Below are 17059 nucleotides of genomic sequence, written 5' to 3'. Positions count from 1 at the left end.
GCTGTCGATGCCGGCAACTCCCACAATTAACCGCGCATTAAGCCCCTGTCTTTTTCCTGTCCATACAAGCTGTTACTGTACGGCCCACAAAGCCCAAGCCGCCTGGATCGGATCTGACTTGAAGCGTCCCCTCCTCCTGCTCCTGATCAGCCTGGCCTTGAGCTCCCCCGTCAGCGCCACGATCACCGAAAGTCACGGTTATGCGCAGTTCGGCACGCTCAAGTACCCGGCCAGATTTACCCACTTCGACTGGGTCAACCCGCAAGCGCCCAAGGGCGGTACGTTGCGGGTGATGGCGTTTGGCACCTTCGATACGCTCAATCCTTACACCTTCAAGGGCACCAGCCCCGTCACCACCCCGAATTTCCTGCAGTACGGCATCAACGAGCTGAACGAGCCGCTGATGGTCGGCACCGGCCAGTACTCGCCATCCGGCGACGAGCCGGCCTCCAGCTATGGCCTGATCGCGCAATCGGTGGAATACAGCGAAGACCGCAGCTGGGTGGTGTTCAACCTGCGCCCGGAAGCGCGCTTCCACGATGGCACGCCGATCACCGCCTACGACGTGGCGTTCTCCTATCGAACGCTGCTCAAGGAAGGTCATCCGCTGTACCGCACGGCGCTTCAGGAAGTGTCGCGGGTCGACATCCTCAACCCGCAGCGCATCCGCTTCATCATGAAGCGCTCGGGCAATCCGCTGCTGATCCTGCGCCTGGGCGAGTTGCCGGTGCTGCCCCAGCATTACTGGAAGGGCCGTGACTTCAAGGCCACCACCTTCGAGCCGCCATTGGGCAGCGGGCCGTACCGCATTACCTCGGTGACGCCGGGACGGCAGCTGATTTTCGAACGGGTCAAGGATTACTGGGGCAAGGACTTGCCGGTCAATCGCGGCAAGTACAACTTCGATCGCATGGAAGTCGAGTTCTATCGCGACAGCGATGTGGCCTTCGAAGCGTTCAAGGCCGGCGAGTTCGACATCTATATCGAGCATCAGGCGAAGAACTGGGCCAATGGCTACAACTTCCCGGCCGTGCGCCGTGGCGACGTGATCAAGGCGCAGATCCCGCACCAGATCCCGACCCAGAGCCAGGGCCTGTTCATGAGCACCCGGCGAGCCACCTTCTCGGACGTCAAGACCCGCGAAGCGTTGGGCCTGATGTTTGATTTCGAGTGGACCAACCGCGCGCTGTTCAGCGACGCCTACCAGCGCACCACCAGCTACTACCCGAACAGCGAGTTCAGCGCCAGCGGCCTGCCCGTCGGTCACGAATGGCTGATGCTCAAGCCCTACAAGGATCAACTGCCGGCCCGGCTGTTCACCGAGCCGTTCACGCTGCCAAAGACTGACGGGCGCGGCATTCCCCGGGAAACCATGCGCAAGGCCCTGGCGCTGCTGGCCGAGGCCGGCTGGAAGCTCAATGGCCAGCGCTTGCAGAACACTTCCGGCCAACCGCTGAGTTTTGAACTGCTGCTGGTCAATCCGAACCTTGAGCGGATCCTCCAGCCGTACATCGAGAACCTCAACAGCATCGGCATCGATGCGCGCCTGCGCACGGTGGATCGCGCCCAATACAAGCAGCGCCTGGATCAGTTCGACTTCGACATGATCCTCATGACCCTCAACCAGACCCTCAGCCCGGGGCTGGAACAGTGGCAGTACTTCCACTCCAGCCAGGTCGGGGTCAAGGGCAGCAAGAATTACGCGGGTATCGCCAACCCGGTGGTCGACCATCTGCTTGAGCAATTGCTCGCCGCCCGCACCCGCGATGAACAGGTCGCCGCCGGCAAGGCGCTGGACCGCGTGCTGCTCTGGCAGCACTACAGCATTCCCAACTGGTACCTCAATTATCACCGTCTGGCGTATCGCAACCGGTTCGCCTTCGTCACCACGCCGCCCTACACCCTGGGCCTGAGCGCGTGGTGGCTGAAATCTTCGGAGAAAGGTCAATGAACGCCGTTCGCACCCTGCTCGTGCAGGCTTGCGGCCTGTTGTTCGCCGGGCTGGCCTGTGCCGCCCCGCAACACGCCGTGACCCTGTACAACGAGCCGCCGAAATACCCCGCCGATTTCAAGCATTTCGATTACGTCGACCCCAATGCGCCCAAGGGCGGGGTTTTCCGTCAGGCCGGCTTCGGCGGTTTCGACAGCCTCAACCCGTTCATCAGCAAGGGCGTGCCGGCGGACGATGTCGGGCAGATCTACGACACCCTGACCCGGCACAGCCTCGACGAACCCTTCACCGAGTACGGCCTGATCGCCGGCAAGATCGAAAAGGCCCCGGACAACAGCTGGGTGCGGTTCTACCTGCGCCCCGAAGCGCGCTTCCATGACGGCCACCCGGTGCGCGCCGAAGACGTGGTGTTCAGCTTCGAGACCCTGACAAAAGAAGGCTCGCCGATGTTTCGCGGTTACTACAGCGACGTCGAAGAGGCCGTCGCCGAAGACCCGCTCACGGTAATGTTCAAGTTCAAGCACAACAACAATCGCGAGCTGCCGCTGATCCTCGGCCAGTTGCCGGTGCTGCCGAAACACTGGTGGGCCAGTCGCGATTTCAACAAGGGCAATCTGGAAATCCCGCTGGGCAGCGGCCCGTACAGGGTCGCCGAAGTGAAGGCCGGGCGCTCGGTACGATACGAGCGGGTCAAGGATTACTGGGGCAAGGACCTGCCGGTCAATCGCGGTTTCTACAATTTCGACGTGATGACCACCGACTACTACCGCGACAACACCGTCGCCCTGGAAGCCCTGAAGGCCGGCCAGTTCGACTACTGGCTGGAAATGACCGCAAAGAACTGGGCCAACGCCTACAACATCCCTGCGGTCACCGAAGGCCGACTGGTCAAGGAACTGATCCCCAACGGCAACCCGACCGGCATGCAAGGCTTCGTCTTCAACCTGCGCCGTCCGGTGTTCCAGGACGTTCGTGTGCGTCAGGCGCTGGGTCTGCTGCTCGACTTCGAATGGACCAACAAGCAGCTGTTCAACAGCGCCTACGTGCGCACCCGCAGTTATTTCGAAAACTCGGAAATGGCCGCCACCGGCCTGCCGGACGCCGATCAACTGGCAATCCTCGACCCGTTCCGTCGCCAGCTCCCGGCGCAGGTGTTCAGCGAAGCCTTCGAAAACCCCAAGACCGATGCCAGCGGCATGATCCGCCTGCAGCAACGTGAAGCCTATCAACTGCTGCAAGAGGCCGGCTGGAAGATCGTCGACGACAAAATGGTCGACACCACCGGCAAACCGGTGGTCATCGAGTTCCTGCTGGCCCAGACCGAATTCGAGCGGGTGCTGCTGCCGTTCAAGCGCAATCTCGCTGACCTTGGCATCGATCTGGTGATCCGCCGCGTCGACGTCTCGCAATACGTCAACCGTGTGCGTTCGCGGGATTTCGACATGATCGTCGGCAGCTTCCCCCAGTCCAACTCACCGGGTAACGAACAACGGGAGTTCTGGATGAGCGCCGCCGCCGACAAACCGAGCAGCCGCAACTCCATGGGCCTGAAAGACCCGATCGTCGATCAACTGGTCGAGAGCCTGATCAACGCCGACTCGCGCAAAAGCCTGGTGGCCCACGCCCGCGCCCTCGATCGCGTGCTGCAATGGGGTTACTACGTGATCCCCAACTGGCACATCAAGACCTGGCGCGTAGCGTACTGGAACCACATCGGCCATCCGAAAGTCTCCCCCAAGTACGACATCGGCATTAATACCTGGTGGGTCAAGCCCGACACGAAACCTGCGGTAGAAGTGCAAACCCAACTGCAAGCCGACCCTGTGGGCACGGAGTAATCAGATGCTGGCGTATATTTTTCGGCGACTGTTGCTGATCATTCCGACCCTGTTCGGCATTCTGCTGATCAACTTCGTGATCATCCAGGCCGCGCCCGGCGGGCCGGTGGAACAGATGATCGCCAAGCTCGAAGGCTTCGAAGGCGCCACCAGCCGCATCGCCGGCGGCGGTGCCGAGGTGTCGGTGGCCGGCTCCGCCTATCGCGGCGCGCAAGGCCTGGACCCGGCGCTGATCAAGGAAATCGAGCACATGTACGGTTTCGACAAGTCGGCACCGGAACGGCTGTGGATCATGGTCAAGAACTACGCGCGGCTGGATTTCGGCGACAGCTTCTTCCGCGACGCCAAGGTCATCGACCTGATCAAGGAGAAGATGCCGGTATCGATCTCGCTCGGGCTGTGGAGCACGCTGATCATGTACCTGGTGTCGATCCCGCTGGGGATCGCCAAGGCCACGCGGCACGGCAGTCATTTCGACGTCTGGACCAGTTCGGCGATCATCGTCGGTTATGCGATCCCGGCGTTTCTGTTCGCCATCCTGCTGATCGTGGTGTTTGCCGGCGGCAGTTATCTGGACTGGTTTCCTTTACGCGGGCTGACGTCGAACAACTTCGATGAGCTGAGCCTGGGCGGCAAGGTCCTCGACTACTTCTGGCACCTGGCGCTGCCGGTGACGGCGCTGGTGATCGGCAACTTCGCGACCATGACCCTGCTGACCAAGAACAGCTTCCTCGACGAGATCAACAAGCAGTACGTGGTCACCGCCAAGGCCAAGGGTCTGACCCGCCATCGCGTGCTTTACGGTCACGTATTCCGCAACGCGATGCTGCTGGTGATCGCCGGATTCCCGTCGGCATTCATTGGCATCTTCTTCACCGGCTCGCTGCTGGTGGAGGTGATTTTCTCCCTCGACGGCCTCGGTCTGATGAGTTTCGAAGCGGCGATCAACCGCGATTACCCGGTGGTGTTCGGCACCCTGTTCATCTTCACCCTGCTGGGGCTGGTGGTGAAACTCATCGGCGACCTCACCTACACCCTGGTCGATCCGCGTATCGACTTCGCCAGCCGGGAGCATTGAGATGAACCTGTCCCCGCTCAACCGCCGGCGCTTCGAACTGTTCAAGGCCAACAAGCGTGGCTGGTGGTCGCTGTGGCTGTTTTTGATCCTGTTCGGCCTGAGCCTCGGCGCCGAACTGATCGCCAACGACAAACCGCTGGTGGTGCACTACGACAACAACTGGTACTTCCCGGCGATCAAGCGTTACCCGGAAACCACCTTCGGCGGCGAATTCCCGCTGGAAGCCAACTACAAGAGCCCGTACATCCAGGAACTGCTCAAGGCCAAGGACGCGTGGGTGCTGTGGGCGCCGATTCCGTTCAGCTACCAGAGCATCAACTACGACCTGAAGGTCCCGGCCCCCGCCCCGCCCTCGACGGTCAACCTGCTGGGCACCGACGATCAGGGCCGCGATGTGCTGGCGCGGGTGATCTACGGCTTCCGGATTTCCGTGCTGTTCGCCCTGACGCTGACCGTGCTCAGCTCGATCATCGGCGTGATCGCCGGCGCGTTGCAGGGCTTCTATGGCGGCTGGGTCGACCTGGCCGGCCAGCGCTTTCTGGAGATCTGGTCGGGTTTGCCGGTGCTGTACCTGCTGATCATTCTCGCCAGCTTCGTCCAGCCGAATTTCTGGTGGCTGCTGGGGATCATGCTGCTGTTCTCGTGGATGAGCCTGGTGGACGTGGTGCGCGCCGAGTTCCTGCGCGGGCGCAACCTCGAATACGTGCGTGCGGCCCGGGCGCTGGGGATGCAGAACGGCGCGATCATGTTCCGCCACATCCTGCCCAACGCCATGGTCTCGACCATGACCTTTATGCCGTTCATCCTGACCGGCGCCATCGGCACCCTCACCGCGCTGGACTTCCTCGGCTTCGGCTTGCCGGCCGGCAGTCCGTCGCTGGGTGAACTGGTGGCCCAGGGCAAATCCAACCTGCAGGCGCCGTGGCTGGGCATGAGCGCGTTTGCGGTGCTGGCGCTGATGTTGAGCCTGCTGGTGTTTATCGGCGAGTCCGCTCGCGATGCCTTCGACCCGAGGAAGTGAAATGAATCAGGACAATCTGATCGAAATCCGCGACCTCGCCGTCGAGTTCGGCACGGGCGATCGCGCCCATCGGGTGGTCGAGGGCGTCAGCTTCGACATCAAGCGTGGCGAGACCCTGGCGCTGGTCGGCGAGTCCGGCTCGGGCAAGTCGGTGACGGCGCACTCGATCCTGCGCCTGCTGCCCTACCCGCTGGCCCGCCATCCGGCCGGCAGCATCAGCTATTCCGGGCAGAACCTGCTGGAGCTGAGCGAAAAGACCATCCGTCACATCCGTGGCAACCGGATCGCGATGATCTTCCAGGAGCCGATGACCTCGCTCAACCCGCTGCACTCCATCGAAAAGCAGATCAACGAGATCCTCGGCATCCACAAGGGCCTGACCGGCAAGGTCGCGACCAAGCGCACGCTGGAGCTGCTGGAGATGGTCGGCATCCCCGAGCCGCACAAACGGCTCAAGGCCCTGCCCCACGAGTTGTCCGGCGGCCAGCGCCAGCGGGTGATGATCGCCATGGCCCTGGCCAACGAGCCGGAACTGCTGATCGCCGACGAACCAACCACCGCACTGGACGTGACCGTTCAGCTGAAAATCCTCGACCTGCTCAAGGAATTGCAGGCTCGATTGGGCATGGCGCTGCTACTGATCAGTCACGATTTGAACCTGGTGCGAAGAATTGCGCATCGCGTATGTGTCATGCAGCGCGGTTGCATCGTCGAACAGGCATCGTGCGCAGAGCTGTTCCGTTCTCCGCAGCATCCGTACACTCGGGAGCTGCTGGCGGCGGAGCCCAGCGGAGGCCCGGCGAGCAATAAAATCGGCGCGCCGTTGTTGCAGGTCGAGGACTTGAAAGTCTGGTTCCCGATCAAGAAGGGCCTGCTCAAGCGCACGGTGGATCACGTCAAGGCAGTGGACGGCATCAATTTCAGCCTGCCTCAGGGTCAGACCCTCGGGATCGTGGGAGAAAGCGGTTCCGGCAAATCCACCCTGGGTCTGGCGATTTTGCGGCTGATCGGCAGCAAAGGCGCGATCCGTTTTGAGGGCAAGCAGCTAGACTGCCTGACGCAGAACGAGGTTCGCCCGTTGCGTCGGGAGATGCAGGTGGTGTTTCAGGACCCGTTTGGCAGCCTGAGCCCGCGGATGTGCGTGAGCGACATCGTTGGCGAAGGCTTGCGGATCCACAGGATGGGCACCGCCGCCGAGCAGGAAGCGGCGATTATTGCGGCATTGAAGGAGGTAGGTCTGGATCCGGAAACCCGGCACCGCTATCCCCATGAATTTTCCGGTGGGCAACGGCAGCGGATTGCCATAGCCCGGGCCCTGGTGCTCAAACCGGCGCTGATCCTGCTGGACGAGCCGACTTCGGCCCTCGACCGGACGGTGCAGCGGCAAGTGGTGGAGCTGTTGCGTTCACTGCAAGCCAAGTACAACCTGACGTATTTGTTCATCAGCCATGATCTGGCTGTTGTGAAAGCGCTGAGCCACCAGTTGATGGTGGTCAAGCATGGCCAAGTGGTCGAACAGGGAGACGCGCAAAGTATTTTTGCCGCCCCCCAACATCCGTATACACAGCAGTTGCTGGAAGCCGCTTTTCTGGCACCAGCCACTGCGCAATAACCTGAAAGAGGAGCAACACATGGGTTTTCTCGCCGGTAAGCGCGTACTGATCGTCGGTGTCGCCAGCAAGCTGTCCATCGCATCCGGCATCGCTGCCGCCATGCATCGCGAGGGCGCTGAGCTTGCCTTCACTTATCAGAACGAAAAACTGAAAGGTCGTGTCGAAGAATTCGCACAGGGCTGGGGCTCGAGCCCTGAGCTGTGCTTCCCGTGCGACGTGGCCAGCGATGAAGAAATCGCCAAGGTCTTCGAAGAACTGAGCAAGAAGTGGGACGGCCTGGACTGCATCGTGCACTCCGTAGGCTTCGCACCGGGCGACCAGCTGGACGGCGACTTCACCGAAGTCACCACCCGTGAAGGCTACCGCATCTCCCACGACATCAGCGCCTACAGCTTCGTCGCCCTGGCCAAGGCCGGTCGCGAAATGATGAAGGGCCGCAACGGCAGCCTGCTGACCCTGTCCTACCTGGGCGCCGAGCGCACCATGCCCAACTACAACGTCATGGGCATGGCCAAGGCTTCGCTGGAAGCCGGCGTACGCTACCTGGCCGGCTCCCTGGGCCCGGAAGGCACCCGCGTCAACTGCGTATCGGCCGGCCCGATCCGCACCCTGGCCGCTTCCGGCATCAAGAGCTTCCGCAAGATGCTGGCCGCCAACGAAGCGCAGACCCCGCTGCGTCGCAACGTCACCATCGAAGAAGTCGGCAACGTCGGCGCCTTCCTGTGCTCGGACCTGGCGTCCGGTATCAGCGGTGAAATCACCTACGTGGACGGCGGCTTCAACACCACCGCCATGGGCAACATCGAAGAGTAATCTTCGCGCTGCCGATAAAAAGCCCGCCGATTGGCGGGCTTTTTCATGCCTGCGATTTCAGCAGTACTGTTTTTCTGTGGGATTCAGCCTGCTGACTGATCGCGATGTATCAATCCACGCCCCCGGTGCGCCTGATACCGCCATCGCGAGCAGGCTCGCTCCCACAAGTGAAAAACACAGCGCTAGACTCAGGTCACCCAACCGTCGATCGAGGCCTTCCCATGCAGCTCAGCCCTTTCCATCTGGCCATTCCCGTATACGACCTCGCCGCCGCCCGGCATTTTTACCGTGAAGTGTTCGGTCTCGAAGAAGGTCGTTCCAGCGATCACTGGGTCGACTTCAATTTCTTTGGCCATCAACTGGTGATTCACCTGGCGCCGAAAAACGCCTCGCAGGAAGCGGCCCACACCAACGCCGTGGACGGCCATGACGTGCCGGTGCCGCATTTCGGTGTGGTACTGGGGATGGAGGAATGGCACGCGCTGGCCGAGCGCCTGAAATCCTTGGGCACGCGGTTTGTGATCGAGCCGGGGATTCGTTTTCAGGGTCAGGTGGGCGAACAGGCGACGATGTTTTTGTTCGACCCTTGCGGCAATGCGCTGGAGTTCAAGGCGTTCAAGGATATCGGGCAGTTGTTTGCCAAATAGCAGCGTCTATACAGACAGCTCGCTCCCACCCTTTGAAATACAGTTCCTGTGGGAGCGAGCTTGCTCGCAATGAGGCCGGCACTAACAGCGCTTCAAGGCCTGCTTGTGGGCATACATCGCCCCATCCGCATCCGCCAGCAGCTTGTCCACGGTCTCATGCCGTCGCGGGTCGTACTCGATCTGCCCGACACTGAAGCGAATCGCATAACCCCGATGCAACGTCGCATTGCGCTCCTCGAGGATTTCCTTGAGCCGCGCCATGATCGCCGTGGTTTCGATGTGGCTGGAGCCGGTCAGCAGCGCCACGAATTCATCGCCGCCCAAGCGCCCGACCACGTCGCTCTCGCGAAAGGCAATGCGCAACACATCGGCGAAGGTCTTGAGCGCACTGTCGCCCTCGGCGTGCCCATAAAGATCGTTGATCTGCTTGAAATCGTTGAGGTCGAAAAACAGCAGCGTCGCCGGTTTGTCCATCCGTGCGCAGGCGTCGAGCGCATGCTGGGCCAGCATCTTGAACCCCCGGCGGTTGGACAGCAGCGTCAGCTCGTCCATGCTCGCCATCTGCACGGCCATCAGCTCCTGCTCGGCCATGCCGGCGAGATCGCGCAGCAACTCGCGTTCTTCGTCGTCGAGTTCCCGGGGTTTGGTGTCGATCAGGCACAAGGTGCCCATCTTGTTGCCGTTGGGCACGGTCAGCGGGTAACCGGCGTAGAAGCGGATGTTCGGGTCACCGGTCACCAACGGATTGTCGTGAAAACGCTCGTCCTCGCGGGCATCGGGCACCAGCAGCAGTTCATCCTTGAGGATCGCGTGGCCGCAGAACGAAACAGAACGTGGCGTTTCGGTAGTGTCCAGCCCCACGCAGGACTTGAACCATTGCCGCTCCTTGTCCACCAGCGTGACCAGCGCAATCGGTACATTAAACAGTCGCCTGGCCAGACGGGTCAGGCGGTCGAAGCGTTCTTCGGGGGCAGTATCGAGGAGGTTCAATCCATACAGCGCCTGAACCCGAGCCGCCTCATTGGCGGGTTTGCCTGGAACCAGCATCAGTACACTCCATTGTCATCAGTGGTCTTTAGCGTAGACCGATTCGGCGATGACTCAAATGCTCATCCGCCGGCCACCGGGCATGGCCCTCCGGCATCCGCCCACAGCTTGAACTGACTGACGAAGATGTCGTGGGGCACCGGCACCGGTTGCCGCCCTGCTCCGGGATTCCAGCCCCAGAGCACCAGTTTGTCCTCGCTGACGTGCTTGATCAGCGCGGCGAAGTCCCGGTCGCCGTTGCTGCTGCGGTCCTTGATCATCGCGCACAGGCGATCCGGCGGCAGGCCGATCCAGGCCATCTTGTGCGAGGCTGGTGGCAGGCTCCAGTGCGGCGCACCCGGTGGCGCGTGGGGGCCGTAACTGGCCGGCGGATTGCTCTCGGCATGGCAGGTGGCGCAAGGCAAACCGGCGGCGCCCTTGCCGTCCATGCCGCGCACCACGTTCATCGCGTGGGGCGTGCCGGCGTCGAACTGCAACGGTGAATCGCCGGGGATGTGACAGTTCTGGCAACGCGGGCTCTGGAACACTTTCTGTACCGTGCCAAAGGCCTTCAGGGCTTCCTGATCGTCAGCGAACAGATCCGAAGCGTAACCACCCAACCCGACCAGAATCACCGTGCCCAACAACAGATGTCGTTTCATCTCACACCCCCGACAGTTGCAGCGGCAATTCCCGCAGGCGCTGCCCGGTCAGGGCGAACACTGCGTTGGCCACCGCCGGCGCCGTCGGCGGCACACCGGCCTCGCCGATGCCGCCGGGTTTGTCGGTGCTCGGCACGATATGCACCTCAACCACCGGCATCTCGTTCAGCCGCAACACTTGATAGTCGTGATAGTTGGACTGCACGACCTGACCGTCCTTGAGCGTCAGCTTGCTGTGCAACGCCATGCCCAGGCCGAAGGTGATGCACGACTCCATCTGCGCCGCGATGCTCTGCGGGTTGACCGCAATACCGCAATCCACCGCACACACCACCCGGTGTACGCGGATTTTCAGGTTGTCCTGCGATACCTCGGCAACTTGTGCCACATAGCTGCCGAATGACTCGTGCACCGCCACACCCAGCGCATGGCCGTCCGGCAGCGGCGCTTTCCAGTTGGCCTTCTCCACCGCCAGATTCAGCACGCCAAGGTGCCGGGCGTGATCCTTGAGCAACGTTCGCCGGTACTCCACCGGGTGCTTGCCTGCTGCCGTGGCCATTTCATCGATCAACGACTCCATGACAAACGCGGTGTGGCTGTGGCCCACCGAGCGCAGCCACAGCACACTGATCCCGGTGGCCGGCGAATGCAGATCGACCTGATGATCCGCCAGCCCCTGGATGTACGGACTGTCCGCCACGCCCTCGACCGAGGTCTGGTCAACACCGTTCTTGACCATGGTTTTTTCCAGCATGGTGCCAGCCATGATCGACTGCCCGACCAGCACGTGCTGCCACGCCAGCGGCATGCCGTCGGCGCCGAGGCCGATCCGCGCCTGATGCAGAAACATCGAGCGGTAGTAGCCGCCGCGAATGTCATCCTCCCGCGACCACACGGTTTTCACCGGCATCGCGGCAGCCTTCGCCACCTGCACCGCTTCAGCTACAAAGTCCGAAGTCGGGTTGGCCCGCCGGCCAAAGCCGCCGCCGAGGAATTCGGTGTGAATTTCCACCTGCTCGGGTTTCAGTCCGGTGATCTTACCGGCGATCATTTGGTCCAGCGTCTGAAATTGGGTGCCGGTCCAGATCTCGCACTTGTCGGCGGTGATCTTCACCGTGCAGTTGAGCGGCTCCATCGGCGCATGAGCCAGATACGGAACGCTGTACTCGACATCGATTTTCTTCGCCGCCTTGCCAAAACTGCCCTTGGCATCCCCGGCCTGACTGGCAGAAATGCCCGGTGTGGCCGCGAGTTTGCGAAAACTTTCCAGCAGTTTTTCGCTGCTCAGATCCGCGTGCGGCCCCAGATCCCAATCGACTTTCAATGCATCACGACCGAGCTTCGCCGCCCAGTAATGATCGGCAATCACCGCTACGCCTGTGGGCACCTGCACCACTTTGCGCACGCCTGGAACAGCCAGCGCCTGTGCGCCTTCAAAGGATTTCACGTTGGCACCAAACACCGGGGCGCGCGCGACCATCGCCGTCATCAGTCCGTCGAACTGCACGTCCATGCCGAATTTGGCACGGCCGGTGATTTTCTCCGGGGTATCGAGGCGTTTGGTGGGTTTGCCGATGACTTTCCAGTCCTTGGCTTCCTTGAAGGTGATCGACTTCGGATCCGGCACTGGCAGTTGCCCGGCGGCATCAGCCAGTTCGCCGTAAGTGGCGCGGTTGTCGCCGGCAATCACCACACCGGATTCGGTGCGGATCGTCGACGGAGCCACGTTGAAACGCTTGGCCGCCGCTTCGATCAACATCTGCCGTGCCGTCGCGCCAGCGAGCCGGTAACGGTCGAACTCCATCCAGGTCGAGGTCGAACCGCCGGTAATCTGCATCCCGCCAAACGCCGGCATGCCGTAATCGGCAGCCGAAGCCGGCGAGTGCTCGACGCGGATCTTCGACCAGTCGGCGTCCAGCTCTTCGGCGATCAGCATGGTCAGGCCGGTCCAGATACCCTGGCCCATCTCCGAATGGCCGAGCAGCACGGTGACGCTGTTGTCCGGCGCAATCCGCAGGAACGCGTTCGGCGCAAAGGCCTTGCCTTCATTTTCCGCCGCCGTGGCAAACCGGTTGCCGCCTGGCACCACGAACGCCACCACCAGACCACCGCCAAGTACCGCACTGCCCTTGAGAAATCCGCGACGGGATACAGGACTGTTCATCACTCACCTCCCCTCGCTCAGCCGATGTCGGCGGCACGTTTGACCGCCGCGCGGATTCTTGGATAGGTGCCGCAGCGGCAGATGTTGCCGGAGAGCGCCTGATCGATGTCGCTGTCGGTGGGTTTGGGGATTTTCGCCAGCAACGCGGCGGCGGACATGATCTGCCCGGACTGGCAGTAGCCGCACTGCACCACGTCCAGCTCGGCCCAGGCCTGTTGCACCGGGTGCGAACCATCGGTCGAAAGCCCTTCGATGGTGAGGATTTTCTGGCCATGGGCGACGGCAGTGGCCGGCGTGATGCAGGATCGCAGCGGCGCGCCATCGACGTGCACGGTGCAGGCCCCGCACTGGGCCATGCCACAACCGAACTTGGTGCCGGTCAGGTGCGCGACATCGCGCAGAACCCAGAGCAACGGCATGTCCGCGGGGACATCGAGCTCCTGATCCTTGCCATTGATGTTCAAGGTCAGCATCGGGGATTTCCTCAGACTCACGGTGTTCTGAAGGGGCTTGCGACAGCATTCGATGCCGTGCACGCCTCGGCTTATCCCTTTCAGCTAAGCGCATTTTGCCCCGACGACCAGCCGCCGCGACCACCGGTCATGGCTGTGCTGTCAGCGGCACCGGCAGGTTGAGCACGATCTGGGCGTCCTTGATCACGTCCAGACGCAGGATCCGCGACGCCCCGAGGCCGTCGAGCAACTGGCTCAACGGGCCGCCATTGCGATCCAGCTGCACATCGCGGGGAAACAGACGCTGGGCAAAGGATAGTGTGTTGCTCTGCACCACGCTCTGATGCCACAGGCCGTCGACCTGATGAATCATGGTGGCAGTGCTCATGCGCGATTGCGGGGTGACGTTTTTCAGGGTCGGCAGCGGGGTTTTCAGGACCAGGTCCGGCAGGCCCTTGGGCCCGTCGATGCGGGCGCTGACGCTGGTGCCGATGTTCACGTTAATGTCGGCGCGCCATTTGGGCAGTTGATAGCCGTGCACACCGCGCACCCGGGCGATTTCGGTGTTCACCGGCAGCGCCAGCACATGGGCGGTGAAGCTGCGCCGGCGCATGGCGTCCATCAGTTCCAGCGCGTGGGAGCCACGGGCGCCGGGGCGGCGCACGACGATCGCCACGGAGACTTCGTCGTACGGATCGTTGTCGCAGACCGAGTAGGAGAAAAACGTCAGCGCCACCAGCCCGTAGCCGGGAAACGCCCGCAGCGGCTCAAGCGGCGCCGGCAACGTCGCGCGCAAGCGGTCCAGCGGTGCGAGGAACAGCAACTGCACGCTGCCGGATCGGTAATAGAAGTTCGGCGCCCAGGTCGGACCGACTCTCGACGCAACTTGTTGCTTGGGAATGCGCCGGAAGAAGTCGATGTTGCCGGCGGCCTTGTCCCGGGCCACTTCGTCGAGGTTGGGGTTCATGCGGAAACGGTCGTAGTAACCGCCCTCCAGCACCTCGACCTTGTGCGATCCGAATTCGACTTCTGTAAAGCGCTTGCTCATGTTCGCTGACCTTTCTCGGTAAGTGGCCCGGCAGGTGGCCGGTCAGCGCCACTCTAAGGTTCAACCAAACTTTAAGGTCAAGCGCACAACGGCTATGGCCCACCATTCACGCCAGCGATGACCGTTCGGAACTTGCTTGACCTTAAAGCGCACTTCAATCCTAGAGTTCATAGCGCTTGTCTTCACCCCTTCACGTTTCCGTTCCGCATTTTCAGGAGTAGCGAACATGGGCTATGTCACAACGAAAGACGGCGTCGAAATCTTCTACAAGGACTGGGGCCCGAAAGACGCTCCGGTGATCCACTTCCACCACGGCTGGCCGCTGAGCTCGGACGACTGGGATGCGCAGATGCTGTTCTTCCTTGCTCAGGGCTTCCGGGTCGTAGCCCACGACCGACGGGGTCACGGGCGTTCGAGCCAGGTCTGGGACGGCCACGACATGGATCACTACGCCGATGATGTGGCGGCGGTGGTCAATCATCTGGGGACGCAGAAAGCCGTGCACGTCGGCCACTCCACCGGTGGCGGCGAGGTGATTCACTACATTGCCCGGCATGGCGAGGATCGGGTCTCCAAAGCGGCGATCATCAGCGCCGTACCACCGCTGATGGTGAAAACCGAAAGTAATCCGGGCGGCCTGCCAAAGTCGGTGTTCGACGATCTTCAGGCCCAATTGGCGGCCAATCGCGCGCAGTTCTATCACGATGTGCCGGCCGGTCCGTTCTATGGCTACAACCGGCCGGGGGCCAAGCCTTCGGAACCCGTCGTGCTCAACTGGTGGCGTCAGGGCATGATGGGCGGTGCAAAGGCGCACTATGACGGGATCGTCGCGTTCTCACAGACCGACTTCACCGAAGACCTGAAAGGCATTTCGATTCCGGTGCTGGTAATGCACGGCGATGACGACCAGATCGTGCCGTATGAAGACTCCGGTGTGCTCTCCGCCAAACTGCTGAAAAACAGCACGCTGAAGATTTATCCGGGCTTCCCCCACGGCATGCCGACCACCGAGGCGCCGACGATCAACGCGGATTTGCTGGCCTTTATTCGCGGCTGATTTTATTGGCCGGGGTCAGGCGCCATACCTGACCCCGGCTACTCTTCGGTTCTCCCCGTCCCCTCGCGATTACCCACATAGTGTCTGGCCAATGGAAACGCCGGCAGCCACGACTCGCGACGCACCGTCCAGAGTTCATAAGTCGGCTGCAATTGATCGGGCGCATCCAGAGCGCCCAGACTGACCTCGATTTCATCGCCACTGCGACCGAACACCGACGACCCGCAGCGCGGGCAGAAAAACCGCCCGGCGTAGTCCCGGGTTTCGCCGGTTATGGTCACCGCCTCCGCTGGAAAGATCGCCGCCGACGCAAACAGCGCGCCGTGATGTTTGCGGCAATCCAGACAATGGCAAACGCCAACCCGCCAGGGTCGGCCCGTCGTTTCGATCCGCACCGCGCCGCACAGGCAACCGCCCGTCAGTCGATCCATGGCACACCTCCCGCAAATGGAATATCCGGTGAGTGAAAATAGCAGCGCAATGGGGGAACGCTTACAATCGTGGCCCATTACCACCATTCAGACAGACCACTCCCTTCATGGCGCTCGACCCCCTTACGATGTTGACCATTTCCACCGCCCTGGCAGCGGCGGCGGCCCTTTACCTGGCGGTCGAATGGCGCAGCATCCGAGAATCCTCATTGCTGTTCTGGAGCGCCGGTTTCGCCACCATCACCGTCGGCTCGAGCCTGGCTCTGCTGCGCGCCAACGGTTATCCGCTGATCGGCATCTGGTTCGCCAACGGTTTGCTGGTCGTTGCGCACTGGTTGTTCCTGCTGGGCGTCGCGCGGTTTACCCAGCGGTCGTTGTCGCGAGCCTGGTACTTGATGTTCCTTGCGTGGCTGGCGTTGCTGCTGTTACCGGAAGATCCGTCGTGGTCGAAGATCATGCTGATGGCCAACTCGCTGCTGGTGGCCGTGCTGATGCTGCGGGCCAGTCTGCTGCTGCGTCCTCACGGCAAATCATTGAGCATTGGCGCCGTGCAACTGCGTTATGTGCTGTTGATTCACGGGCTGTTTTATTTCGCCAAGGCAATTACGGCGGTGCTCCCGGGCACTTTGATCGACCTGGCGGCGTTTCGCGGCACGATCATCCAGATTTCCCTGGTCGAAGGCGCGATGGCAATCATGCTGATCGCGCTGTCGATGACCGGCACCGAGCGCTACCGCCGGGAAAAACAGATCGCCGAACTGGCCGCCCGGGATCCGCTGACCGCGCTGTACAACCGCCGCGCCCTCGAAGTCCGCGCGCCGCGCCTGCTCGATCAAGTCTCCAGCGCCCGCCCCGGCGCCCTGCTGCTGATCGACATCGACAACTTCAAACTGATCAACGACCTATATGGCCACACCGCCGGCGACCGCCTGCTGATCTCGCTCAGCGAAATGATCCGCTCGCAGTTGCCTCAGGGCGCGCTGGCGGCAAGGCTGGGCGGAGATGAATTCGTCATGTTGCTGGGCGATGCTTCCCACGAACGGATCATGGTGCTGGGCAGCGAGCTGCGTGAACAGTTTCAGGCGATGACTGCGCAGGCCTACATCACGCCTGAAGCCGTCACCTTGAGCATCGGTGCCAAGGTCTTCGACCAGCCGCCGGCCAGCCTCGCGGCACTGATCGAACAGGGCGACAGCGCGCTCTATGAATCCAAGCGTGGCGGTCGCAACCGGATTCGTCTGGCCGACTACACCTGACC

The 17059-nt window shown here is 61.9% G+C and carries 15 protein-coding genes; 9 read left to right on the top strand and 6 right to left on the bottom strand.

Annotated features, from left to right (window positions below):
* Positions 1-118: 118 nt before the first annotated feature.
* From ACKLNA_RS26680 to ACKLNA_RS26650, 7 genes are all read left to right on the top strand, one after another.
* Positions 119-1951 carry an extracellular solute-binding protein gene (locus ACKLNA_RS26680; protein WP_408987621.1) on the top strand — a complete coding sequence of 611 codons (1833 nt, stop codon included), beginning with the start codon at positions 119-121 and terminating at the stop codon, positions 1949-1951.
* Positions 1948-3789 (top strand): extracellular solute-binding protein, encoded by a 1842-nt coding sequence (locus tag ACKLNA_RS26675; protein ID WP_408987620.1) that lies wholly within the window; start codon positions 1948-1950, stop codon positions 3787-3789. Before ACKLNA_RS26680 ends, ACKLNA_RS26675 begins: the two co-directional genes overlap by 4 nt.
* A gap of 4 nt (positions 3790-3793) precedes the next feature.
* Positions 3794-4867, top strand: a complete 1074-nt coding sequence (locus ACKLNA_RS26670; protein ID WP_085708600.1) for a microcin C ABC transporter permease YejB — start codon at positions 3794-3796, stop codon at positions 4865-4867.
* Position 4868: 1 nt separating this feature from the next.
* Positions 4869-5888, top strand: coding sequence for an ABC transporter permease (locus ACKLNA_RS26665; protein ID WP_085708601.1), 1020 nt, complete (start codon positions 4869-4871; stop codon positions 5886-5888).
* Position 5889: 1 nt separating this feature from the next.
* Positions 5890-7500, top strand: coding sequence for an ABC transporter ATP-binding protein (locus ACKLNA_RS26660; RefSeq protein ID WP_408987619.1), 1611 nt, complete (start codon positions 5890-5892; stop codon positions 7498-7500).
* Between the two features lie 19 nt (positions 7501-7519).
* Positions 7520-8314 (top strand): enoyl-ACP reductase FabI, encoded by a 795-nt coding sequence (fabI, locus tag ACKLNA_RS26655; protein WP_085698845.1) that lies wholly within the window; start codon positions 7520-7522, stop codon positions 8312-8314.
* Between the two features lie 221 nt (positions 8315-8535).
* Positions 8536-8961: a VOC family protein gene (locus ACKLNA_RS26650; protein ID WP_085708604.1), complete on the top strand. Its 426-nt coding sequence runs from the start codon at positions 8536-8538 to the stop codon at positions 8959-8961.
* Positions 8962-9042: 81 nt separating this feature from the next.
* Here the strand turns inward: ACKLNA_RS26650 and ACKLNA_RS26645 are convergent, their stop codons facing one another.
* From ACKLNA_RS26645 to ACKLNA_RS26625, 5 genes are all read right to left on the bottom strand, one after another.
* Entirely contained in the window at positions 9043-10008 is a 966-nt protein-coding gene (locus ACKLNA_RS26645; protein ID WP_114882282.1) for a sensor domain-containing diguanylate cyclase, read from the bottom strand.
* A 62-nt stretch (positions 10009-10070) separates the two neighbouring features.
* The gene (locus ACKLNA_RS26640) at positions 10071-10649 is read right to left on the bottom strand and encodes a hypothetical protein (protein ID WP_248738979.1); all 579 of its coding nucleotides are present in this window, start codon (positions 10647-10649) and stop codon (positions 10071-10073) included.
* 1 nt (position 10650) lies between these two features.
* Positions 10651-12813: a molybdopterin cofactor-binding domain-containing protein gene (locus ACKLNA_RS26635; RefSeq protein ID WP_408987618.1), complete on the bottom strand. Its 2163-nt coding sequence runs from the start codon at positions 12811-12813 to the stop codon at positions 10651-10653.
* Between the two features lie 17 nt (positions 12814-12830).
* On the bottom strand, positions 12831-13286 hold the full coding sequence (locus ACKLNA_RS26630; protein WP_085708608.1) for a (2Fe-2S)-binding protein: 456 nt from the start codon (positions 13284-13286) through the stop codon (positions 12831-12833).
* A gap of 127 nt (positions 13287-13413) precedes the next feature.
* Positions 13414-14313, bottom strand: coding sequence for an acetoacetate decarboxylase (locus ACKLNA_RS26625; protein WP_408987617.1), 900 nt, complete (start codon positions 14311-14313; stop codon positions 13414-13416).
* A gap of 226 nt (positions 14314-14539) precedes the next feature.
* Here ACKLNA_RS26625 and ACKLNA_RS26620 point away from each other — a divergent pair, with 226 nt between their 5' ends.
* Positions 14540-15370: an alpha/beta fold hydrolase gene (locus tag ACKLNA_RS26620; protein ID WP_085708611.1), complete on the top strand. Its 831-nt coding sequence runs from the start codon at positions 14540-14542 to the stop codon at positions 15368-15370.
* A gap of 38 nt (positions 15371-15408) precedes the next feature.
* Here the strand turns inward: ACKLNA_RS26620 and ACKLNA_RS26615 are convergent, their stop codons facing one another.
* Entirely contained in the window at positions 15409-15801 is a 393-nt protein-coding gene (locus ACKLNA_RS26615) for a GFA family protein (protein WP_408987616.1), read from the bottom strand.
* A gap of 107 nt (positions 15802-15908) precedes the next feature.
* Between ACKLNA_RS26615 and ACKLNA_RS26610 the strand changes: the two genes are divergently transcribed.
* Positions 15909-17057, top strand: coding sequence for a GGDEF domain-containing protein (locus ACKLNA_RS26610; RefSeq protein WP_408987615.1), 1149 nt, complete (start codon positions 15909-15911; stop codon positions 17055-17057).
* The last annotated feature ends 2 nt before the right edge of the window (positions 17058-17059 follow it).

The organism is Pseudomonas sp. UV AK001, from assembly GCF_046097675.1.
GTDB lineage: Bacteria > Pseudomonadota > Gammaproteobacteria > Pseudomonadales > Pseudomonadaceae > Aquipseudomonas > Aquipseudomonas kribbensis.
Note: the sequence above shows the minus strand (reverse complement) of the source record. Positions and strands in the feature narration are given on the sequence as shown.